Below are 18,254 nucleotides of genomic sequence, written 5' to 3'. Positions count from 1 at the left end.
ATCACCCTCTTAGTGCTTGGGGGCCTTCCAGCGGGCGATGCCGCGGGCGACCAGGTTGAGGATCATGACGAAGGCGATCAGCACGAGGGCGGCTGCCCAGGCGCGGTCGTAGGACGGCTCGTTGCCGAGGGCCCACTGCTCGTAGATGAAATACGGCAGCGAGGACTGCGCGCCTTCGAAGGGATTGTTGTTGATCTCGGCCGAGCCGAAGACCAGCAGCAGGATGGGGGCCGACTCACCCGCGATACGCGCGACGGCGAGCATGATGCCGGTGGTGATACCGCCGACGGCCGTCGGCAGCACGACCCTGAGGATCGTCTTCCACTTCGGCACACCCAGTGCCAGCGACGCCTCACGCAGCTCGTTGGGGACGAGCTTGAGCATCTCCTCCGTCGAGCGTACGACGATCGGCATCATCAGGATCGACAGCGCCATCGCGCCCGCGAACCCGGAGTAGCCGAAGTCGAGAATGATGATCCAGAACGAGAGGATGAACAGGCCGGCGACGATCGAGGGGATGCCGGTCATGACGTCCACGAAGAACGTGATGGCCTTGGCCAGTCGGCCCGTGCCGTACTCGACCAGGTAGATCGCGGTCAGCAGCCCGATGGGTGCGGCGATCAGCGTGGCCAGACCGACCTGCTCCAGGGTGCCGATCAGCGCGTGGTAGATACCGCCGCCCGGCTCCATGGTGATCACACCGCTCATGGAGTGGGTCAGGAAGTAGCCGTCGAGGACCTTGATACCGCGGACGATCGTCTCCCACAGCAGGGAGGCGAGGGGGACGACGGCCAGCAGGAAGCAGACCCAGATGACGCTGGTCGCCAGCCGGTCCTTGGCCTGCCGGACACCCTCGACCCGGCCGGCGATACCCGCGGTGAGGCCGAGATAGAGGACGGCGGCGATCAGACCCCACTGGATTCTGCTGTCCAGCCCGGCCACCAGCCCGATCCCGATGCCGAGCGCGGCGGCGACGACGGCCAGGCCGAGCGGGGCCCAGCGCGGCAGGCGCGGCTGCTTCAGCGTGGGCAGGGGCAGCGGGGCGCCGTCGACGGGGGCGTCGGCCACAGCTGTCTGGCTCATGCGTTCGCTCCCGAGTACTCCTTGCGGCGCGCGATGATCAGCCGGGCCGCGCCGTTGACCAGCAGGGTGATGACGAAGAGGACCAGGCCGGAGGCGATCAGCGCGTCCCGGCCCATGGATCCGGCCTCCTTGAAGCCCGCGGCGATGTTCTGCGCGAACGTGCCGCCGCCCGGCTGCAGCAGGCTGGCCTTGATCAGGAAGCTGGGGGACAGGACGGTGGCGACGGCCATCGTCTCGCCCAGCGCCCTGCCCAGACCCAGCATGGAGGCGCTGATGACGCCGGAGCGGCCGAAGGGCAGCACCGACATGCGGATGACCTCCCACCGGGTGGCGCCCAGTGCGAGGGCCGCCTCCTCCTGCATCTTCGGCGACTGCCGGAAGACCTCGCGGGAGACGTTGGTGACGATCGGCAGAATCATGATCGCGAGCAGGATGCCGACCGTGAACAGGGAGCGCGCGGCGCCGCCCTCGTAGGTGAAGATCCCGGTCCAGCCGAAGTACTCGTCCAGCCAGGTGTACAGGCCGGTCAGGTGCGGAACGAGGAAGAGCGCGCCCCACAGGCCGTACACGATCGAGGGGACGGCCGCCAGCAGATCGATGACGTAGCCGAGCGGGGTCGCCAGCTTGCGCGGTGCGTAGTGCGAGATGAACAGTGCGATGCCGACGGCGATCGGCACCGCGACCACCATCGCGATGACGGAGCTGACGACGGTGCCGAAGGCGAGGACCGCGATACCGAAGCGCGGTGGGTTCGCGTTGGCGTCCCACTCGAAGCTGGTGAGGAAGTTGGCCTCGTCGGCGTTGATGGCGAGCGCCGCTCGCCAGGTGAGGAAGACGGCGATGGCCGCCATGATCACCAGGAGGGTGATTCCGGAGCCCCGGGAGAGCCCGAGGAATATTCGATCACCCTTGCGCGTGGCGCCCTTCGCTGAGGCCGCTGAGGCCGCTGAGGCCGGGGGGCCCGCTGTTGCGGGTGGGTTTTCGGTAGCCATGGTTTCTCCGGTCTGACGGTGCGGGTCGCTGCGCGAGCGGCGTTGCTGCGCGGGCGGCCCTTTGGCGGTGCACCGGAAGTCTTGGCGGCCCCTCGTCCAGGGACGTTCGGGGCGCCGTTTGCACGGGGAGAGCGGGTGGCGGCGCGCCGGGCGCCGCCCGCCTTCGGCCGGGACGCCCGGCCGCTGCGCCGGGGCCTCGCCGTCGCGGTGGGGGCAGTGCCCTCCGCGACGGCGAGATGGGAGCCGCTGGTGCGGCAGCCCGTCAGCTCAGGCCGTCGATGGTGGTGCGGACCTTGGTGATGATCTCGTCGGGGATCGGGGCGTAGCCCTTGTCCTTGAGGGCCTTCTGGCCGTCCTCGCTCGCGGTGTACGTCAGGAAGGACTTCATCGCGTCCAGCGATTCCTTCTTGTTGCCCTTGTCGCAGGCGATCTCGTACGTCACCAGGACGATCGGGTAGGCGCCCTCGGACTTGGTCTTGTAGTTCAGCTCCAGGGCGAGGTCCTTGCCCTGGCCGACGACCTTGGCGTCCGCGATCGCCTTGGAGGCGTTGTCCGCGGTGGCCTCGACCGGCTCCTTGGCGCCGGTGTCCAGCTTGACCGTGTCGAGGTCGTTGCCGGTGGCGTAGGAGAGCTCGGCGTAGCCGATGGAGCCGTCGTTCTGCTTGACGTTCGTGGCGATGCCGGAGGAGCCGTCGGCGCCCTGGCCGCCCTTGCCGGCCCAGGCCTTCTCCGGCTCGTGCTTCCAGGAGGAGGGCGCGGCGGCGTTGAGGTACTTGGTGAAGTTGTCGGTGGTGCCCGACTCGTCGGAGCGGTGGAACGCCTGGATCTTCTTGCCCGGAAGCTTCGCGTCCGGGTTGAGCTTCTTGATCGCGGGGTCGTTCCACTTGGTGATCTTCGAGTCGAAGATCTTGGCCAGCGTGTCGGCGTCCAGTACCAGGTCCTCGACGCCTTCGAGGTGGTACGTGACGGCGATCGGGCCGCCGACCATCGGCAGGTCGATGCCCTGGCCGCTCTTGCAGACCTTCTTCGACTTGGCGACCTCCTCCGGCTTGAGCGCCGAGTCGGAACCCGCGAACGCCGTCTTGCCCTGGAGGAACTCCTGGATGCCCGCGCCCGAGCCGGTGGGCTTGTAGTTGATCTGGGTGCTGCCGCAGGCCGACTGGTAGGTCTGCGTCCAGATGTCCATGGCGTTCTTCTGGGCGCTGGAGCCGGAGGCGAGGAGGTTGCCCTCGCCCTCACACTTGATCTTGCTGGCGGCCTTGGTGGTGTCGCTGCCGGAGCCGCCGGAGTTGTCGTCCGAGCCGCAGGCGCTCAGGGCCAGGGCGCCACAGACCGTGAGAGCGCCGACAGCTGCGGTGCGGAGCCGGATCGTGCGCTGAAGCTTCACTTTCGTTCAGTTCCTTCCTGGGCCCGGGAGCGACGACCGGCCGGCCGTCGGGGTCTCTGGCTACGGGGCGCAGTCCCTGTCTCGGGGGGTGCCGCGCTCTTGGTAAGGCCGAAATTAGACAGATCAGGTGAAGCGGCCGACGGAGCTGAGTGAACGCCGAGTGAACCTCGGCCGTCAGCCCGGTGCTCCTCGGGAGTGGGAGCTTCCGGGGCGGGCCCTGTTGATACTCGTCAGTACATCCCTCTGTTGTCTTCGCGGCCGGCATGGCACTATCCGCTGCGTCGGCCAAAGTTGACCATATCCAGGGGGTGGCCCGGGTGAGACGGCCGCAGAGCAGCTCGACCCTCCCGTCCGGCCGGTACGGCGCGCTCGTGCTGGTCTGCACCATGGCGCTGCTCGCAGGAGCCGCGCCGGGTACCGCGTACGCCGCGCCGGGGAGGCCGGACCCGGGCGATACCAAGACCGGAGCCGGAGCCGGAGCCGACGAACAGGGCGACGCCAAGACCGGGGCCGACGAGCAGAGCGGGGCCGGCGGACCGGGGCTTGAGCAGATCCGGAAGCAGATCGAGCGGCTGCACGACAAGGCCGGTTCGGCGACGGACGCCTACAACGCCGCCGAGGACGCCGTCAAGAAGCAGCAGAAGCACATCGTCAAGATCGCCAAGCGTATCGAGGCCACCCAGGACAAGTTGGACGAGCTCAACAAGACGGCCGGCGCCATGGCCCGTGCCCAGTACCGGAGCGGCGGCATGCCGGACGAGGCCAAGCTGCTGCTCAGCGACGACCCGGAGAAGTTCCTGCACAGCGTCTCCCTGGCGCGCAAGGGCCAGCACGCCACCCGGGGCTTCATCGGCTCGCTGAGCAAGACCCGCGGCCGGTTGCAGGGGTACGCCAAGGACGCCACGGCCGAGTGGAAGAAACTGGAGAAGACCCGCAAGAAGAAGGCCGCCGCCAAGAAGAAGATCACCGCCCAGCTGAAGCAGGCCAAGAAGATCGAGACCGGCCTCAAGGAGGAGGAGCGGGAGCGGCTGCGCGAGCTGGAGGACGAGGCGGCGAAGGCCCGGCAGGCCAAGTGGCTCGAATCCGGTGTGCTGAAGGGACTCAAGGGGAAGGCTTCCCCGGCCGGTCGGCGCGCCATCGAGTGGGCCACCGAGCAGCTCGGCAAGGACTATGTGTGGGGCGCCGAGGGCCCTGACACCTTCGACTGCTCGGGGTTGACGATGCGCGCCTGGGAGGCGGCGGGGGTGCGGATTCCGCGTACGTCGCAGGAGCAGTGGAAGCAGCTGCCGCATGTGCCCGTCGGGAAGATGCGCCCCGGAGACCTGATCATCTACAAGAAGGACGCCAGCCACGTGGGCATCTACGTCGGTGACGGCGCGCTGCTGCACGCGCCGCGTACCGGTCGGCAGATCACCGTCGAGGGCGCGGGCACCATGCCGATCCTGGGCGTCGTCCGCCCGGACAAATAAGGCGTATTTGCGGGAATCGACAGGGTGGGCGCGAGCGCGGGTCACGAGTGGTAGCAGGAACAGCGCGTCTTGGGGCCCATTTCCGTACGTGTGCGTATTTCGAGGCCCGGTGGCGCGTGAGCTTGGTCATGCGGGAGCCGGTGAAAACGGCCGTATCGCGGTGTGAACTCCCGTTCTGTTGTGGGCATATGACAGAGGCGGATTGTCGTCGGCCATTCCATCGGTCCGTACGAGGGCGTTAAGGTCCTGTTCGAATGCCCGGGATGACGAGCGCCCGACCACCGCGCGCCGTTCCGGGCTGAGCCATGGTGGGCGCCGTTCGGCGCGCGCACCCCGCCCTCGGGGGAGGGAGAGGTTTCAGCATGCCCGTAAGCGCGCCCCAGGCCGGGGCGGCGGCGCAGTCCGCCGACGCGCCGGCCCGGCAGGCCGCCCAAGGACCCGGCAGCAGTCCGACCCTGCTGGTCATCGAGGACGACCCGGCCGGTGCGCTGAGCGTGCCCCGCATGCTCGACGCGTACGGCAGGCCCGTACGGGTCCGTACGGCCCGCAACCTCACCGAGGCCGCCCGGCTGCTCACGGACGATGTCCACTGCATCCTGCTGGACCTCGCGCTGCCGTGCGAGGCGCGCGGAGACACGGACGAGGCGCCGTCCGAGGGGTTCCCCGCCGAGCTGCCGGAAGCCGCGCCCCCGGGCGCCATCCCCGGTATCGGCGGCGTCCCGGGCAGCGCGGCTGCGGCTCCCGCCGGCACCGGCGGTACGGTCCGGGGTGTCTCCGGCGCTTCGGGCGCTGCCGCCGCTGCCGGTGGTTCGGGTGCGACCGGCGCCTCCGCCTACGGTGCCCCCGCCGTCCCCGGCGCCTCGGCCCCGGACTCCGACGAGCTGCAGATCCTGCGGCGCGTGCTGCGGATGGCCCCCCGGCACGCCGTCCTCGCGCTCACCGACGGCAGCGACGCCGAGCGGGCCGCCGAAGCCGTACGGGTCGGGGCCCAGGACTACCTCTTCCGCGACGAGCTGGACGGCAGGCTGCTGATGCGCGCCATCCGCTACGCGGTGGAGCGCAAACGGGCCGACCTCGCCCAGCGTCAGCTCACCGAGACCCGGCTGCGGGCGCAGGAGAACGCCCGGCTGGAGCGCGGGCTGCTGCCCCGGCCGCTGTTGGAGGGCAGCGATCTGCGGTTCGCCGCACGGTACCGGCCCGGCCGCTCCCGCGCCCTGCTCGGCGGCGACTTCTACGACACCGTCCGCACCCCCGACGGCGTCGTCCACGCCATGATCGGCGACGTGTGCGGCCACGGCCCGGACGAGGCGGCGCTCGGTGTGGAACTGCGCATCGCCTGGCGCGCCCTGACCTTCGCCGGACTGTGCGGGGACGCGCTGTTGAGCACCCTGCAGAAGGTGCTGGAGAACGAGCGGGACAGCGAGGAGATCTTCGCGACGCTGTGCACCGTCGACATCGCCGCCGACGGCCGCAGCGCGGGCGTCTGCCTGGCCGGTCACCCCTCGCCGCTGTTCGCGGACGACGGCGCGGGCGCGGCGCCCCGGCTGCTGCCGGAGGACGAGAGCGGACCCGCGCTCGGACTGCTGCCGGACGCGCGCTGGTCGCGCCGCCAGGTCGCGCTGGGGCGCTCCTGGAACCTGATGATGTACACGGACGGGTTGATCGAGGGCCGTGTGCACGAGGGCCGCGTCGACGAGGGCCGTACGGAGGAGGGCCGCGCCGACAAGGGCCGTACCGACGGGAGCCGTACCGGGGCGGGCGCCGGAGACGGCCGGACGCCGGGCCGGGAGCGGCTCGGCCAGCAGGGGATGCTCGACATCGTCGCCCGCCGGATGGCCGAGGGCGCGCAGGGCGAGCGGCTGCTGGACGAGACGATGGACGAGGTGCGCCGCCTCAACGGGGGCGAGCTGACCGACGATGTGGCGGTCCTGCTGCTGGGCCGGGGCCGGTGAGCCCTCGGGCACCGGCCCGGCACCTCCCGGCGGCTCACCTTGACGGCATCGTCACCGGCCGTTGAACGGCCCGTACGGCCCGTCGCTGCTGCTGCCACCGCGAGGGCGACGGCCGCCTCGCCCGTTGCCCATGATCTGCTTGAGCGCCGGGCGGACATCGACGATGTAGACGATCGTGGCGATCAGCCCGATGATCTTCAGCAGGAACATCGGCACCAGCAGGTTCACCAGGACCGTGATGCCCAGGATGATCAGCCAGAACTGCTTGTTCTGCTTGTCGGTGGCCCGGTACGCGTCCTCCCGCCGCAGGGCGGCGTCCACGAAGGCGAACAGCGCCAAGGCGAGCAGCACAACGGTGATCAGCCCGAAGACTGTGGCCTGAAAGCCCGCGAACAGCATGGTGCTCACACTCCCGGTCGGTGTCGTTCCCTGGCTCGGTCGCCTCGGTTGACGCGCTCTCGAAGGGGCTTTGCCGCAACGGTACCGCAGCGCTCAGGGAACGGGCCGGGCCCACGAGGGGTGCCCGGCCCGTTCTGCGCTCTGGCCTCGTTCGCCTCGGCTTCCGCTCTTCCCCCGCGCCGTCCCACGCGGCTCAGGAGTCGGTCTTGGGAGCCGACTTCCGGGCGGCGGGCGTGGAGGTGCCGTTCGTCTTGCGGGCGGCGGTCGTCTTCTTGGCACCGGAGGCGGTCCTGGTGCCGTTGCCGCTGCTGCTCTTCGTGGCCCCGGCGGCGGACTTACGGGCGCTGCTCTTGGCGCCGCCGGTGCTGCTGCTGGTGCCGGTGGCTCCGGTGGACTTGCTGCCCGTGCCGGCGGCGGACCCGGAGGTCTCCTCGGCCGGCGGCTCGGCGATCTTCACCGACTGGGCGGGCTCGCGCTCCACGGTCACCTCGGGGGTGTCGTCGTCGCTCTCGCCCCGCCAGTTCTTGACAGCCTCGCGGCCGCGCACCGCCAGCTCGTCGTACGTCTCCCGCGCCTTGATCGCGTACTCCGCCGCGACGCCGACGCTCTGCAGCGCCAGGTGCTGGGCCTGCTCGCGGAGCTTCTTGATGTCGGTGTCCAGCCCGGTGAGGGTCTCACCCACCTTGGCCTGGGTCTCCTTGGCCTGCTGGGTGAGCTTCGCCTGGACCTCCTTGGGGTCCGCCTCCCGCACCGCCGCGAGGGCCTGCGGCGCCTCTTCGCGGATCTTGTCCACGACGCCCGCGGCGACGTAGAGGGGCTTCGGGTCGGTGAGGGTCTTGCGCAGATCGTTCGAGAGGGGCATGAGGGTACGCCTTTCGTGGCTCAACTCGCCTGACAGAGCCGCCGGTTCGGTCCGTACGGTGCCTCGCGCCGGAACCGGCGCCCGACGCCGGTGGCCCGCACCGCCGCGGCCCTGGTGCTGCTTGCTCCGCTTGTGGTCACTCCGCTTGCTGTTCGTGCTCCGGCGATCGAGGCTCCTCGTCCGCCGGTCCTGCCCGTCCTGCCGGTCCCGTCGGCCCCGCGTCCTGGGCGGTCGCCCGCTGCGGGGCGTTCTCCTTGCGGAACGACTCGTAGATCTGGAGCAGCGCCTGCTTCTGCTGCTCGTTCATCGAGGGGTCCGCGAGAATCGCGGCGGGGACCTGCAGCAGGTCCTGCCGGTCCCGCTCGTCGAGAATTCCGGCCTGCACATAGAGCGTCTCCGCCGAGATCCGCAGCGCCTTGGCCAACTGCTGCAGGATCTCCGCGCTCGGCTTGCGCAGCCCGCGCTCGATCTGGCTCAGATACGGGTTCGAGACACCGGCGGCCTCCGCGAGCTGCCGCAGCGACAGCTTCGCGGTCCGTCTTTGTTCCCGCAGGAACTCGCCGAGGTTCCCGACATTGAGCGAGGCCATGACTCCAGAGTGCACCCGAACGCTAACTATTGCAAGCAAGCCGCTTGCAAGTGTCGCGCACGGCGTCTGTCGTGGCCTTTGGGATCAATCCGCCGCGGACGACTGTGGTGCGAGGGGCTCAGGAGTCGGACCCAGGATTCGGGCATGGGCGGCGGGCTCGCCGGGGCGGTGGACGGCGGTCGGTTCCGGCAGTGCGGGCCAGTAGTGCTCGGTGAACAGGCGGGCGACCAACTCGCCCCGGCTGGAGACGCGGGCCTTGGCGAAGACGGTCTTGATGTGGTCGCGGACCGTGTGCGGGGAGAGGAAGAGCGTGGTGGCTATCTCCGCGGTGGTCGTCCCCCGCGCGACGAGCTGGGTGATCTGGAGCTCCCGGGAGGTCAGACCGTACGCATCGGCGACCAGGACCGCGAGGTCGGCGGGCGTCGCCGGCTCGATGACGAGGGCCACCGGGCCGGGTAGGCCGCCGGGGCCGGTGAGGCAGGAGGCGTGGCAGCTCAGCCAGCGGCCTTCGGTGGTCCGGATGCGTACCCGGGCGTTGCCGTGGTCCCAGCCGTCGGCTATGGCCCGTGCCTGCAGGGCCGTGCCGATCACCCAGATGGGCAGTGCCACCCCCAACGCCGAGGCGTAGGAAGGCCCCGGCGGCAGCAGTGCGAGGTGGTGCCGCGCCTCGTCGTTGATCGACATGGCTTCGCCGCAGGCGTCGAAGAGGATCAGGCCGGGCGCGGGCGAACCGGTGCGTGGAGCGGACTCGGGCGGTCGGGCGAATCCGCGCAGCCGCTCGGCCAGCGGGCGGGAAAGGTCGGCGAGGAGCGCTATCTCGTCCGGGTGGAAGGCGTCGGTGGTGCGGAACAGGCTCACCAGGCCCCAGGGCCGGTTCCCGATCCGTAGTACGGCGCGCAGTTCGTCGTGTACGCCCTGGCCGAGCAGCAGGCGCCGGAAGCGGGCGCTGCGGGCGGGCAGATCGTCGGTGGCCGCGCGCAACCCGGCCGCCGGTACCGATGCGCGGGCCAACTCGCGGAACGGTACGACGTTCTCCTCCAGGAGCTCACTCTCCCAGTACGTGGCACAGCCCTCACCGGCGCTGAGGTTCTCCACCAGCATCGGCGCCGTGATCAGGCCGGTCTCCGGGTCGGCGGCCGTCCACACGGCCGACTGGTACGGCACAAGGCGGCGCAGCCGGGCCGAGGCCCGGCTGAACAGCTCCGATGCGTCGGCGGCCTGTTCGGCGGCCGACAACACCGGCCGGCGTGGATCGGTCATGCGCATCCCTCCGCCGGTCAGCATCCCAAGGCCGCCGCACAGCACCAACCCCCCATCTGAGGGGGGCGTTACCGGCCCTTGGCCCGTCGGCGCGGGATGGGGTTCTCCGACGGCGTCGGCGAAGGTCGCCGACAACACGACCGACGGAGAGGGAAAACATGAACATCGGCATAGACATAGGCATCGGCGCAGACGCAGACGCAGACGCAGACGCAGGCACAGACAGCGACATCGCAATCGTCGGAGGCGGTGCGGCAGCGGTCGGGCTCCTCGACGCGCTGGCCGCCGAGCAGGACGGGACCTCGGCCGGGAGCGGCACGCTCACCGTCTTCGAGCCGTCGCCGCAACTGTGGCGGGGTCGGCCATACGGCCCTGACCTGGATTCGGTCCTGGTGAACGCGCCACCGGCCATGATGTCGATCCGCAACGGCGACTTCGGCCACTATGCGGCTTGGCTGGGCGAACGAGGTGCTGACCACATCGACGTGCTCCTGGGGCAGCCGTTGGTCCCGCGTGCGCTCTACGGCGAGTATCTGGTGCACACCGCCGAGAAGGCCATCGCCGCCTTGGGCGAGCAGGGGTGGTCCGTCCGCGTGGTGGTCGCCCGCGTGACCGGGATCGTCCGCCGCGGAGCCCGTCTCGTACTGCGCACCCACGACGCACACGAGTACGGGGCCACTCAGGTAGCGCTGTGCACAGGTGGAGGAGCGCCTCCGGATCTGTACGGACTCACCGGCAACCCGGGCTTCACAGCCGACCCTTATCCGCTGGCCGACACACTGGCCTCAGTCCCGGCCGGGGACGATGTCGCGGTCATCGGCAGTGGTCTGACCGCCGTGGACGTGGCCGTTTCGCTCGCCGCGCGCGGGCATCGAGGGCGGATCACGCTCCTGTCGCGCAGCGGAGTGCTGCCGCGCGTCTGGCAGCGTCCGGTCGACCGGCGACCGCGGCAGCTGACCGTCGAACGGGTGTCGGCGCTGCGCGAGGCACGCGGGAACGTCACGCTCGACGACCTCGTCGGGCTGCTGCGTACTGAGCTGGCGGACGCCGGGGAGGATTTCGACGCGCTCATGGCCGAGCTCCTCCACATCGAGGCCATCAGTCCGGTTCAGCGGCTGCGGCGGCAGATCGCCGCCGTCGACGATCCCCGCATCGGCCGGCGCGTGCTCCAGGAGACGGCGCATACCGTCGGCCCTCATGTGTGGCGGCTGCTGCCCGAATCCGACCGGGTGCGGCTCCGGCGTCACCTGCGCACCGCCACCAGCGTGGCCTCGCCCATGATTCCGGCGAACGCCGCCACCTTGCTGAGGCTCCTGGAGGCCGGTCAACTCACCGTCGCTGGTGGCGTTCAGGCGATCGAACCGGTGCACGGAGGGTTCCGCGTGCGGGACGAGGACGGCGCCCACACCGCGGGCACCGTGGTCAACGCCGTGAATCCGCAGCCACAGGCCATTTCGGCCGCCGCCGAGGAACTGGTCCGGTCCCTGGCGGACTCCGGCCTGGCCACCCTCCACCCGTCCGGCGGGTTGAACCCGGCAGACCAGCACCTGCACATTGTCGGCGATCTGACCGGTGGCGCGTCGTTCATCACTTCGAGCATCGCCGGCCTCGCTGCCCAGGCGTCCCGCACCGCACAGGCCCTCCGGGCACCGTGACGCCCAGGCACCCACCATGGCCCGGTCCGCCGCCCCGAGGGCTTGCCCCCTGGGGTCGTAACAATTAACGTTACGACTAGGCCGAGGGGCGAAGGAGGTGGAGTCCGACGTGAGTGCCAACAGCAGGCTGACCATCGCGGCGCACGCCCTGACCTGGATCGGGCTGTACCAGCGGCGAGGCCACGAGGTCGCCACCTCCGAGCAGATCGCGGCGAGCGCCAACACCAACCCGGTGGTGATCCGCCGCCTGCTGGCCAAGCTGAGCAAGGCCGGCCTGGTCGATTCGCGGCGGGGCGCGGGGGCGGGCTGGATGCTCGCGCGGGACCTGGCGGCGATCACCCTGCTCGACGTCTACCAGGCGATCGAGCCGGGGCCGGTCTTCGCCATGCATCGCGCGGCACCGGACCCGGAGTGCGTCGTGGGCCATGGAATCGGGCCGGCGATGACCGCCGTGTACGACGATGTGGAGGCCGCCCTGCGCGGGGAGTTGGCCAAGACCACGCTGGAGGACGTGCTGCGGGACATCTTGAAAGCCGCCTGACCTCGGACCGTCGGCTTCCCCTTGTCGAGGGGGAGTGCATTCCGCACCCACCAATGTAACCAAAATGGTTACATCAAGATCGGAGAGACTCATGGGACAGCTGGACGACAAGACCGCCCTCGTCACCGGCGCCTCCAGCGGCATCGGCCTGGCAATCGCCCGCCGTTTCGCCGCCGAGGGCGCGACCGTCTACCTGACCGGGCGCCGCAAGGCCGCGCTGGACGCCGCCGTCGCGCAGGTCGGGGCCCGAGGCATCGCCATCCAGGCCGATGCCTCGGACCTCGGCGACCTCGACCGGCTCTTCGCCGAGATCGCGGACCGCAGTGGCCGCCTGGACGTCGTGGTGGCCAACGCCGGGGTCGGGGAGTACGGCCCGCTCGGTGCGATCACCGAGGAGGAGTACGACCGCACCACCTCGATCAATCTCAAGGGCACGGTCTTCACCGTCCAAAAGGCGCTGCCGCTGCTGACGACCGGCGCCTCGGTGCTGCTGCTCTCCTCCAGCGCGGCCCTGCGGGCCACCCCGGGCCTGGGCGTCTACGCCGCCACCAAGGCCGCGATCCGCAGCCTCGCCCGCACCTGGGCCGCCGAACTGGCCGGCCGCGGAATCCGCGTCAACGCCCTCACCCCCGGTCCTGTCGAGACCCCGGGCCTGAACGAACTCCTCGCCGCTTTCCCGTACGGCGATCTGCCCACCGCGGCCGAGCCCGCCCCGACGACCCCGCTCGGCCGCGCCGGCCACCCCGACGAGGTCGCCGCCTCCGCCCTCCACCTGGCCGGCGACCAGAGCACCTTCACCACCGGCGCGGAACTGTTCGTCGACGGCGGCGTCACACAGCTCTAGGCGCCGGATCGGCGACAGGCGACGTGATCGACGCTCCAGGCAACTCGGCGGGCCGCTGCGCGGCAAGCACTTGCTGTTCCAGGGCCGGGGCCCGACCGGCACACCTCCACCTCATCCGAACGAACACCTCATCCGAACGAAAAGACGAAGGGCAAGGACGATGGCAGCAGATACTCGGACCTCGCGGACCGTGGCCGAGAAGTTCGTGGAGCGCCTCGGCAGGCAGGACCCCGACGGCATCCAGGAGCTGTTCGCCGAGGAGATCGACTGGCACGTCCCCGGCAGTGACGCGCTGCCCTGGACCGGACGCCGTACCCGCCGGGAGGAGGTCGCGCCGTACTTCACCACGATGTGGCCGCACTTCGCGCCCGGCAGGAGCAAGGTCGTGCTGGAGCGCGTCGTCGTCGACGGCGGTGACGCGGTGCTGCTGGCGGTCTTCACGCACACCGTCGCGGCCAGTGGGAAGGAGTTCACCACACCGGTGGCCATGCACCTGATGGTCGAGGACAACCGGATCGTCCGTATGCACCTGTACGAGGACACATTGGCCGTGGAGAAGGCGTTCGACGCCGGCTGACGCCGGCAGGGGGCGGGGGCAGCCACTTTTTTGTGGGTACTTGGCAGCGCCGGACAGTCGGGCGACTCTGGTGGTGGCCGGTCGGACGACGGCCGGCCCGCGGGGAGCACGGAGTCGGGGAGGTGACGGGTGCGGCGGACGCGGCGGTGGAACAGGGCCTCAGGAGACCGGTGTCGGCGGCGCCACGGCCCCGGCGAGCATCTCCAGGCGGCGGTGGCCCCAGTCCGACAGCGGTGCCAGCGCCTCGGCCAGGTCGCGGCCGAACGGGGTCAGGGAGTACTCGGTCTTCAGCGGTAGCACGTCGTACACCTCGCGGTGCACGAGGCCGTCCGTCTCCATCTCGCGGAGTGCCTGAGCCAGCACCTTCTCGGTGAGGCCCGGCAGATTTCTGCGGAGCTCACCGGGGCGGCGCGGGCCCGACTCCAGCTGCCAGAGCAGCGCGGTCTTCCACTTGCCGTCGATCACGGAGATGGCGGCGGTCACCCCGCACACGTTCGGATCCTGGGCACGGCTGCGCGTCATGGTCGTCCCCTTTGTCAGCCTCTTGTAGGCCTTGTGTCGTTGTTCATCCTATTCGCACGGGAGTTGCAGCATGTCTTCCTCCAACGAACAAACCACCGGCCGTCCGTCTTCCGCCCACCGGTCGTCCGCAGCGGGCGAGTCCGCCGTGACGGTGCTGGGGCTCGGGCCGATGGGGCAGGCACTGGCCGGCGCGTTCCTGGACGCGGGGATACGGACCACCGTCTGGAACCGGACCCCGGGCAAGGACCGCGAACTGGTCGAACGGGGCGCGACGAGTGCCGCTACCGCCGAGGAGGCGGTCGCCGCCGGTGAGTTGACCGTCGTCTGCGTGGTCAACTACGACGCGGCGGACGCCGTCCTGCGGCGCGACGCCGTCACCGAGGCGCTCAAGGGCCGTACGGTCGTGAACCTGAGCGCCGACACCCCGGCCCGTGCCCGGGACACCGCCGACTGGGCCGCCCGGCACGGCATCCACTATCTGGACGGCGCGATCATGACGCCGACCCCCACGATCGGCACCCCCGACGCCGTCTTCCTGCACAGCGGCCCGCTGGAGCCCTACGAGCAGCATCTGCCCGTGCTGCGGGCGCTCGGCGGTACCCACACCCACCTCGGTACGGAGATCTCGCGCGCGGCCGCCTACGACGTCGCACTGCTCGACATCTTCTGGACCGCGTCGGCGGGTTACGCGCACGCCCTCGCGGTGGCCCGCGCGGAGGGCATCAGCGGGCGGGAACTGGCGCCGTTCGCCAAGGGCATCGCCGAGATCCTCCCGCCGCTCTTCGAGGAGTGGGCCGACGACGTGGACGACGGCACCTTCTCGGGGGAGACCAACCCGCTCACCTCGGGGGCCTCTTCCATGGCGCACATCGTGCACGCCTCCGAGGAGCACGGCATCGACGCGGGGGTGATGCGTGCTGCTGAGGGCTGGGCCCGCCGTACGATCGGGCTGGGGCACGGCACGGACGGGCTCAGCCGGATCGCAGAGGTGCTGGGACGTCACTGACCGGTCGCCGACGGCGTAGTCGCGGGTGCCCGCGCGGGGACCGCAACTCGCGCGCCGCCTCGGTGTCACGCCGAGCGCCGTCTCCCAACAGCTGCGTGTACTGCACGAGACGGGGCTGGTGACCAAGGCACGCGACGGTCGGCACGTCCGGTACCGCCGTAGCCCGCTCGGCGACCGGCTGACCGGCTGACCGGCCGGTGGGCACCGGCCGGGCCGCGCCGACGACGACCGGTTGACCTTCACCTCGGGGGAAGCCGCAGTATCGGCGGGGCCGGGTGCGGAGCCCGGTGAGGAGGGAGGACGGGTATGGACATGGACACCGGCCCGCTGACCATCGGAGCCTTCGCCAAGGCGTCGCGGCTCTCGCCCAAGGCCCTGCGGCTGTACGACGAGCTCGGCCTGCTGGCCCCGGCCCGCGTCGACCCGGTGAGCGGCTACCGCTACTACGCGCCCGAACAGCTGGAGCGTGCCCGACTGGTGGCCTGGTTGCGCCGCCTGGGCATGCCGCTGGCCCGCATCAGGCGCGTATGCGATCTGGCGGCGGCAGCGGACGCGGCAGCCGCCGCTGAAGTGCGGGCGTACTGGGCGGAGACCGAGGCGGAGGTCGCGGCGCGTCGGGATCTGGCCACCCTCCTCGTCGACCATCTGTCACGGAAGGAACCCGCAGCCGTGCCCTTCACCTTGGAAAGCACCCCCGACGCTCCCTTGGCCATCCGCTACGCGGCCCTGTCCGACACCGGCCGGATGCGGGAGAGCAACCAGGACACGGTGTACGCGGGCGCGCGACTGCTGGCCGTCGCCGACGGGTTCGGCACCGGGGGAGAGGAGGCGAGCGCGGCTGCTGTCGCGGCGCTCCGCCGACTGGAGACGGCGGACCTCCCGGCCGGTGACCTGCTCAACGCGTTGGAGGACGCCGTCGAGGAGGCGGGCCGGGAGGCGGGCCGCGCCGTGCGTGGTGTCGCGGCGGAGGACGCCGGCACCACCCTCACGGCACTGCTGTGGAACGGCTCCCGGCTCGCCCTCGTCCATATCGGCGACACCCGCGCCCATCTGCTGAGGGACGGCGAACTCTGCCAACTCACCGAGGACCACACGCTGGCGCGGAAACTGCTCGCCGAGGGGCGGTTGACCCCCGAGGAGGCCGCCTCCTGCCCACAGCCCGCCCTGCTGGCCCGCGCCTTGACGGGGAGCGGTGCGGGCGGTGCGGGTGAGGTGGAGGGCGGCACCGTCGACACCAAGCTCCGCGAGGCGCGCCTCGGCGACCGGTATCTGCTGTGCTCGGACGGCCTGTCCGCGGTCGTGCCCACGGCGGACATCCGGGAGACCGCCGCCACCGTCGCCGACCCGGCGCAGGCGGTGCGCGCACTGGTCGAGTCGGCCAACCGGGCGGGCGGACCCGACAACGTGAGCTGTGTGGTCGCCGACGTGGTGCGGGCCGACGGCGCTGCGGGGTGACCGCGCCGCCGGGACGCTGCAGCCGTTGGGACAACGTCAGGGCACAACCTCGCGCAACGTCAGGGTGACATCGCGGCAGCCCGAGCGCTGCCGCTGCCCGCGCTCCCCGTACGGGGCGGTCGGCGCCGCAGCAGTCGGGCGGCGTGGTCGCGGAGGGCCTTGGTGGCCGGGTGGGTCGGGGTGTGCGGCCACACCAACTGGACGGTGACCGGGTCCGCGTCGGCGAGCGGGAGATATCGGACGCCGGGGTGCGGATAGCTGTGACGAGTGCTCTCCGCGGTCACACCGACGGAGTCCCCGGTGGCGATCGCGGTGAGCCATTCGTCCACGTTGGCCACCTCGAACGTGTGCGGTCGCGCCTCCTCGGGCCACAGTTCGGCGCTGGTGGTGGCGGCGGTCGCGCAGATGGCGACCGGGCGCGGCGCCAGGTCGGCCAGCCGCACCGTGGCGCGTTCGGCGAGCGGATCGCCTTCCGGTACGGCCGCCATCCGGGACTCCTCGTACAGAGCGAGCGCCTCCAGCCCCGAACCGGGTGCGGGGCGCTTCCGCAGGAAGGCCGCGTCGAGTCCACCCCGCCGCAGCTCCGCCTCGGGGTCGTCGCACCGGCGCACGCCCAGCGGCGTGTCCGGATGCTCCGCACGCCAGGAGCGCAGCAGCGGCACGGTGTGGCGGCCGAGCGACCCCCAGGGGAAGCCGATCCGCAGGGGTCGTGGCCCCGTCGCAACCTCCTCGAGCGCGTCGTCGAACTCCCGTAGCACCCGGTGCGCACGCTCCGAGAGTCGTCGGCCCGCCTCGGTCAGCTCCAGTCGCCGGGTGGTCCGCTCGACGAGCCGGGTGTTCAGCCGTGTCTCCAACTGGTCGAGGGTACGGGAGAGCGCCGGCTGGCTGATGTGCAGGACATGGGCCGCGCCCGTGATGGTGCCCTCGTCACCGATGGCGGCCAGTGCGCGCAGATGCCGCAGCTCCACATTCATAACCACTGAGCATAGGTCCTGCACAATCGGCATTTCCCCGCACAGCGGACGGGGCCCTAGCGTCCTGGGCATGAACATTCTTCTCATAGGCGCCACAGGCACGCTGGGCACCGCGGTGCGCTCCGCACTGGCCGAACGAGGCCACCAGCTGTTCACCGTCGGCCGCACCGGCGGCGACCTGCGCTACGACATCGCCGACCCCGAGCAGGTGACGGCCCTGTACGAGGCGGCGGACGCGGCGGCGCGCGCGGCGGGCGGGCCGCTGGACGCCGTGGTCAGCACAGCCGGTGACGTGCCGTACAAGCCGGTGGCCCGGATGACGGCCGCCGACTACACCGCCGCCTTCCACGGCAAGGTCCTCAGCCAGCTCGAACTCGTGCGGCAGGGCGTGCCGCGCGTGGCCGAACGCGGTTCGTTCACGCTGATCAGCGGCGTGCTGACCCGCGAACCCATCCCGTCCGGCAGTGCCGCCTCCATGGCCAACGGCGCCGTGGAAGCCTTCGTACGGGCCGCGGCCATCGAGATCGCTCCGCAGCGCGTCAACGCCGTCAGCCCCACGCTCTTCACCGAGAGCGTCCCGGACTACGGCGACTTCTTCCCCGGTGTCCGGCCGGTGGACCTCGCGGACGTCGCCCAGGCGTACGTCCGCTCGGTGGAGGGCGGCCACACGGGACGGATCTACGAGCC

Annotated in this window: 19 protein-coding genes; 10 read left to right on the top strand and 9 right to left on the bottom strand. The window is 71.0% G+C overall.

Going from position 1 to position 18,254, the window contains the following annotated elements:
- Positions 1–9: 9 nt before the first annotated feature.
- From pstA to pstS, 3 genes are all read right to left on the bottom strand, one after another.
- Positions 10–1,083, bottom strand: a complete 1,074-nt coding sequence (gene pstA, locus JW613_RS34560; RefSeq protein ID WP_209215116.1) for a phosphate ABC transporter permease PstA — start codon at positions 1,081–1,083, stop codon at positions 10–12.
- The gene (gene pstC / locus JW613_RS34555; protein WP_209215114.1) at positions 1,080–2,075 is read right to left on the bottom strand and encodes a phosphate ABC transporter permease subunit PstC; all 996 of its coding nucleotides are present in this window, start codon (positions 2,073–2,075) and stop codon (positions 1,080–1,082) included. Before pstC ends, pstA begins: the two co-directional genes overlap by 4 nt.
- A 262-nt stretch (positions 2,076–2,337) precedes the next feature.
- A complete protein-coding gene (gene pstS, locus JW613_RS34550) occupies positions 2,338–3,462 on the bottom strand; it encodes a phosphate ABC transporter substrate-binding protein PstS (RefSeq protein WP_099882449.1) in 1,125 nt (374 codons plus the stop codon).
- A 317-nt stretch (positions 3,463–3,779) separates the two neighbouring features.
- On the opposite strand from pstS, the gene JW613_RS34545 reads away from it, so the two are divergent.
- Positions 3,780–4,931, top strand: coding sequence for an NlpC/P60 family protein (locus JW613_RS34545; protein ID WP_307866153.1), 1,152 nt, complete (start codon positions 3,780–3,782; stop codon positions 4,929–4,931).
- 362 nt (positions 4,932–5,293) lie between these two features.
- A complete protein-coding gene (locus tag JW613_RS34540; RefSeq protein WP_209215110.1) occupies positions 5,294–6,883 on the top strand; it encodes a fused response regulator/phosphatase in 1,590 nt (529 codons plus the stop codon).
- A gap of 51 nt (positions 6,884–6,934) precedes the next feature.
- On the opposite strand, the gene JW613_RS34535 is transcribed toward JW613_RS34540, so the two are convergent.
- From JW613_RS34535 to JW613_RS34520, 4 genes are all read right to left on the bottom strand, one after another.
- Positions 6,935–7,282, bottom strand: coding sequence for a DUF2516 family protein (locus JW613_RS34535; protein ID WP_099886605.1), 348 nt, complete (start codon positions 7,280–7,282; stop codon positions 6,935–6,937).
- A gap of 193 nt (positions 7,283–7,475) precedes the next feature.
- Complete coding sequence (locus tag JW613_RS34530) at positions 7,476–8,144, bottom strand: hypothetical protein (RefSeq protein ID WP_209215108.1); 669 nt, start codon at positions 8,142–8,144, stop codon at positions 7,476–7,478.
- Positions 8,145–8,280: 136 nt separating this feature from the next.
- The gene (locus JW613_RS34525) at positions 8,281–8,733 is read right to left on the bottom strand and encodes a helix-turn-helix domain-containing protein (protein ID WP_245226880.1); all 453 of its coding nucleotides are present in this window, start codon (positions 8,731–8,733) and stop codon (positions 8,281–8,283) included.
- Positions 8,734–8,817: 84 nt separating this feature from the next.
- Positions 8,818–9,993 carry a LuxR C-terminal-related transcriptional regulator gene (locus tag JW613_RS34520; RefSeq protein ID WP_245226878.1) on the bottom strand — a complete coding sequence of 392 codons (1,176 nt, stop codon included), beginning with the start codon at positions 9,991–9,993 and terminating at the stop codon, positions 8,818–8,820.
- Between the two features lie 158 nt (positions 9,994–10,151).
- Here JW613_RS34520 and JW613_RS34515 point away from each other — a divergent pair, with 158 nt between their 5' ends.
- The 4 genes from JW613_RS34515 (at position 10,152) to JW613_RS34500 (ending at position 13,610) form a co-directional block, all read left to right on the top strand.
- Positions 10,152–11,648 carry an FAD/NAD(P)-binding protein gene (locus tag JW613_RS34515; RefSeq protein ID WP_209215104.1) on the top strand — a complete coding sequence of 499 codons (1,497 nt, stop codon included), beginning with the start codon at positions 10,152–10,154 and terminating at the stop codon, positions 11,646–11,648.
- A 109-nt stretch (positions 11,649–11,757) separates the two neighbouring features.
- On the top strand, positions 11,758–12,189 hold the full coding sequence (locus tag JW613_RS34510; RefSeq protein WP_209215102.1) for an Rrf2 family transcriptional regulator: 432 nt from the start codon (positions 11,758–11,760) through the stop codon (positions 12,187–12,189).
- Positions 12,190–12,280: 91 nt separating this feature from the next.
- Complete coding sequence (locus JW613_RS34505) at positions 12,281–13,033, top strand: SDR family NAD(P)-dependent oxidoreductase (RefSeq protein WP_209215100.1); 753 nt, start codon at positions 12,281–12,283, stop codon at positions 13,031–13,033.
- A gap of 160 nt (positions 13,034–13,193) precedes the next feature.
- Positions 13,194–13,610, top strand: a complete 417-nt coding sequence (locus JW613_RS34500) for a nuclear transport factor 2 family protein (RefSeq protein ID WP_209215098.1) — start codon at positions 13,194–13,196, stop codon at positions 13,608–13,610.
- A gap of 159 nt (positions 13,611–13,769) precedes the next feature.
- Here the strand turns inward: JW613_RS34500 and JW613_RS34495 are convergent, their stop codons facing one another.
- Positions 13,770–14,132, bottom strand: a complete 363-nt coding sequence (locus JW613_RS34495; RefSeq protein ID WP_209215090.1) for a winged helix-turn-helix transcriptional regulator — start codon at positions 14,130–14,132, stop codon at positions 13,770–13,772.
- A 70-nt stretch (positions 14,133–14,202) separates the two neighbouring features.
- On the opposite strand from JW613_RS34495, the gene JW613_RS34490 reads away from it, so the two are divergent.
- The 3 genes from JW613_RS34490 (at position 14,203) to JW613_RS34480 (ending at position 16,593) form a co-directional block, all read left to right on the top strand.
- Entirely contained in the window at positions 14,203–15,138 is a 936-nt protein-coding gene (locus JW613_RS34490) for an NAD(P)-dependent oxidoreductase (protein ID WP_209215088.1), read from the top strand.
- Positions 15,139–15,163: 25 nt separating this feature from the next.
- Complete coding sequence (locus JW613_RS34485) at positions 15,164–15,328, top strand: ArsR/SmtB family transcription factor (RefSeq protein ID WP_307866152.1); 165 nt, start codon at positions 15,164–15,166, stop codon at positions 15,326–15,328.
- 122 nt (positions 15,329–15,450) lie between these two features.
- Positions 15,451–16,593 carry a MerR family transcriptional regulator gene (locus JW613_RS34480; protein ID WP_372448045.1) on the top strand — a complete coding sequence of 381 codons (1,143 nt, stop codon included), beginning with the start codon at positions 15,451–15,453 and terminating at the stop codon, positions 16,591–16,593.
- 59 nt (positions 16,594–16,652) lie between these two features.
- On the opposite strand, the gene JW613_RS34475 is transcribed toward JW613_RS34480, so the two are convergent.
- Complete coding sequence (locus JW613_RS34475; RefSeq protein ID WP_209215084.1) at positions 16,653–17,567, bottom strand: LysR family transcriptional regulator; 915 nt, start codon at positions 17,565–17,567, stop codon at positions 16,653–16,655.
- 70 nt (positions 17,568–17,637) lie between these two features.
- Here JW613_RS34475 and JW613_RS34470 point away from each other — a divergent pair.
- The coding region (locus tag JW613_RS34470) for a short chain dehydrogenase (protein ID WP_209215082.1) at positions 17,638–18,254 on the top strand (617 nt) is incomplete at its 3' end.

This window comes from Streptomyces smyrnaeus (genome assembly GCF_017676345.1).
Classification (GTDB): domain Bacteria; phylum Actinomycetota; class Actinomycetes; order Streptomycetales; family Streptomycetaceae; genus Streptomyces; species Streptomyces smyrnaeus.
This window is presented reverse-complemented; position numbering and strand designations above follow the sequence as displayed.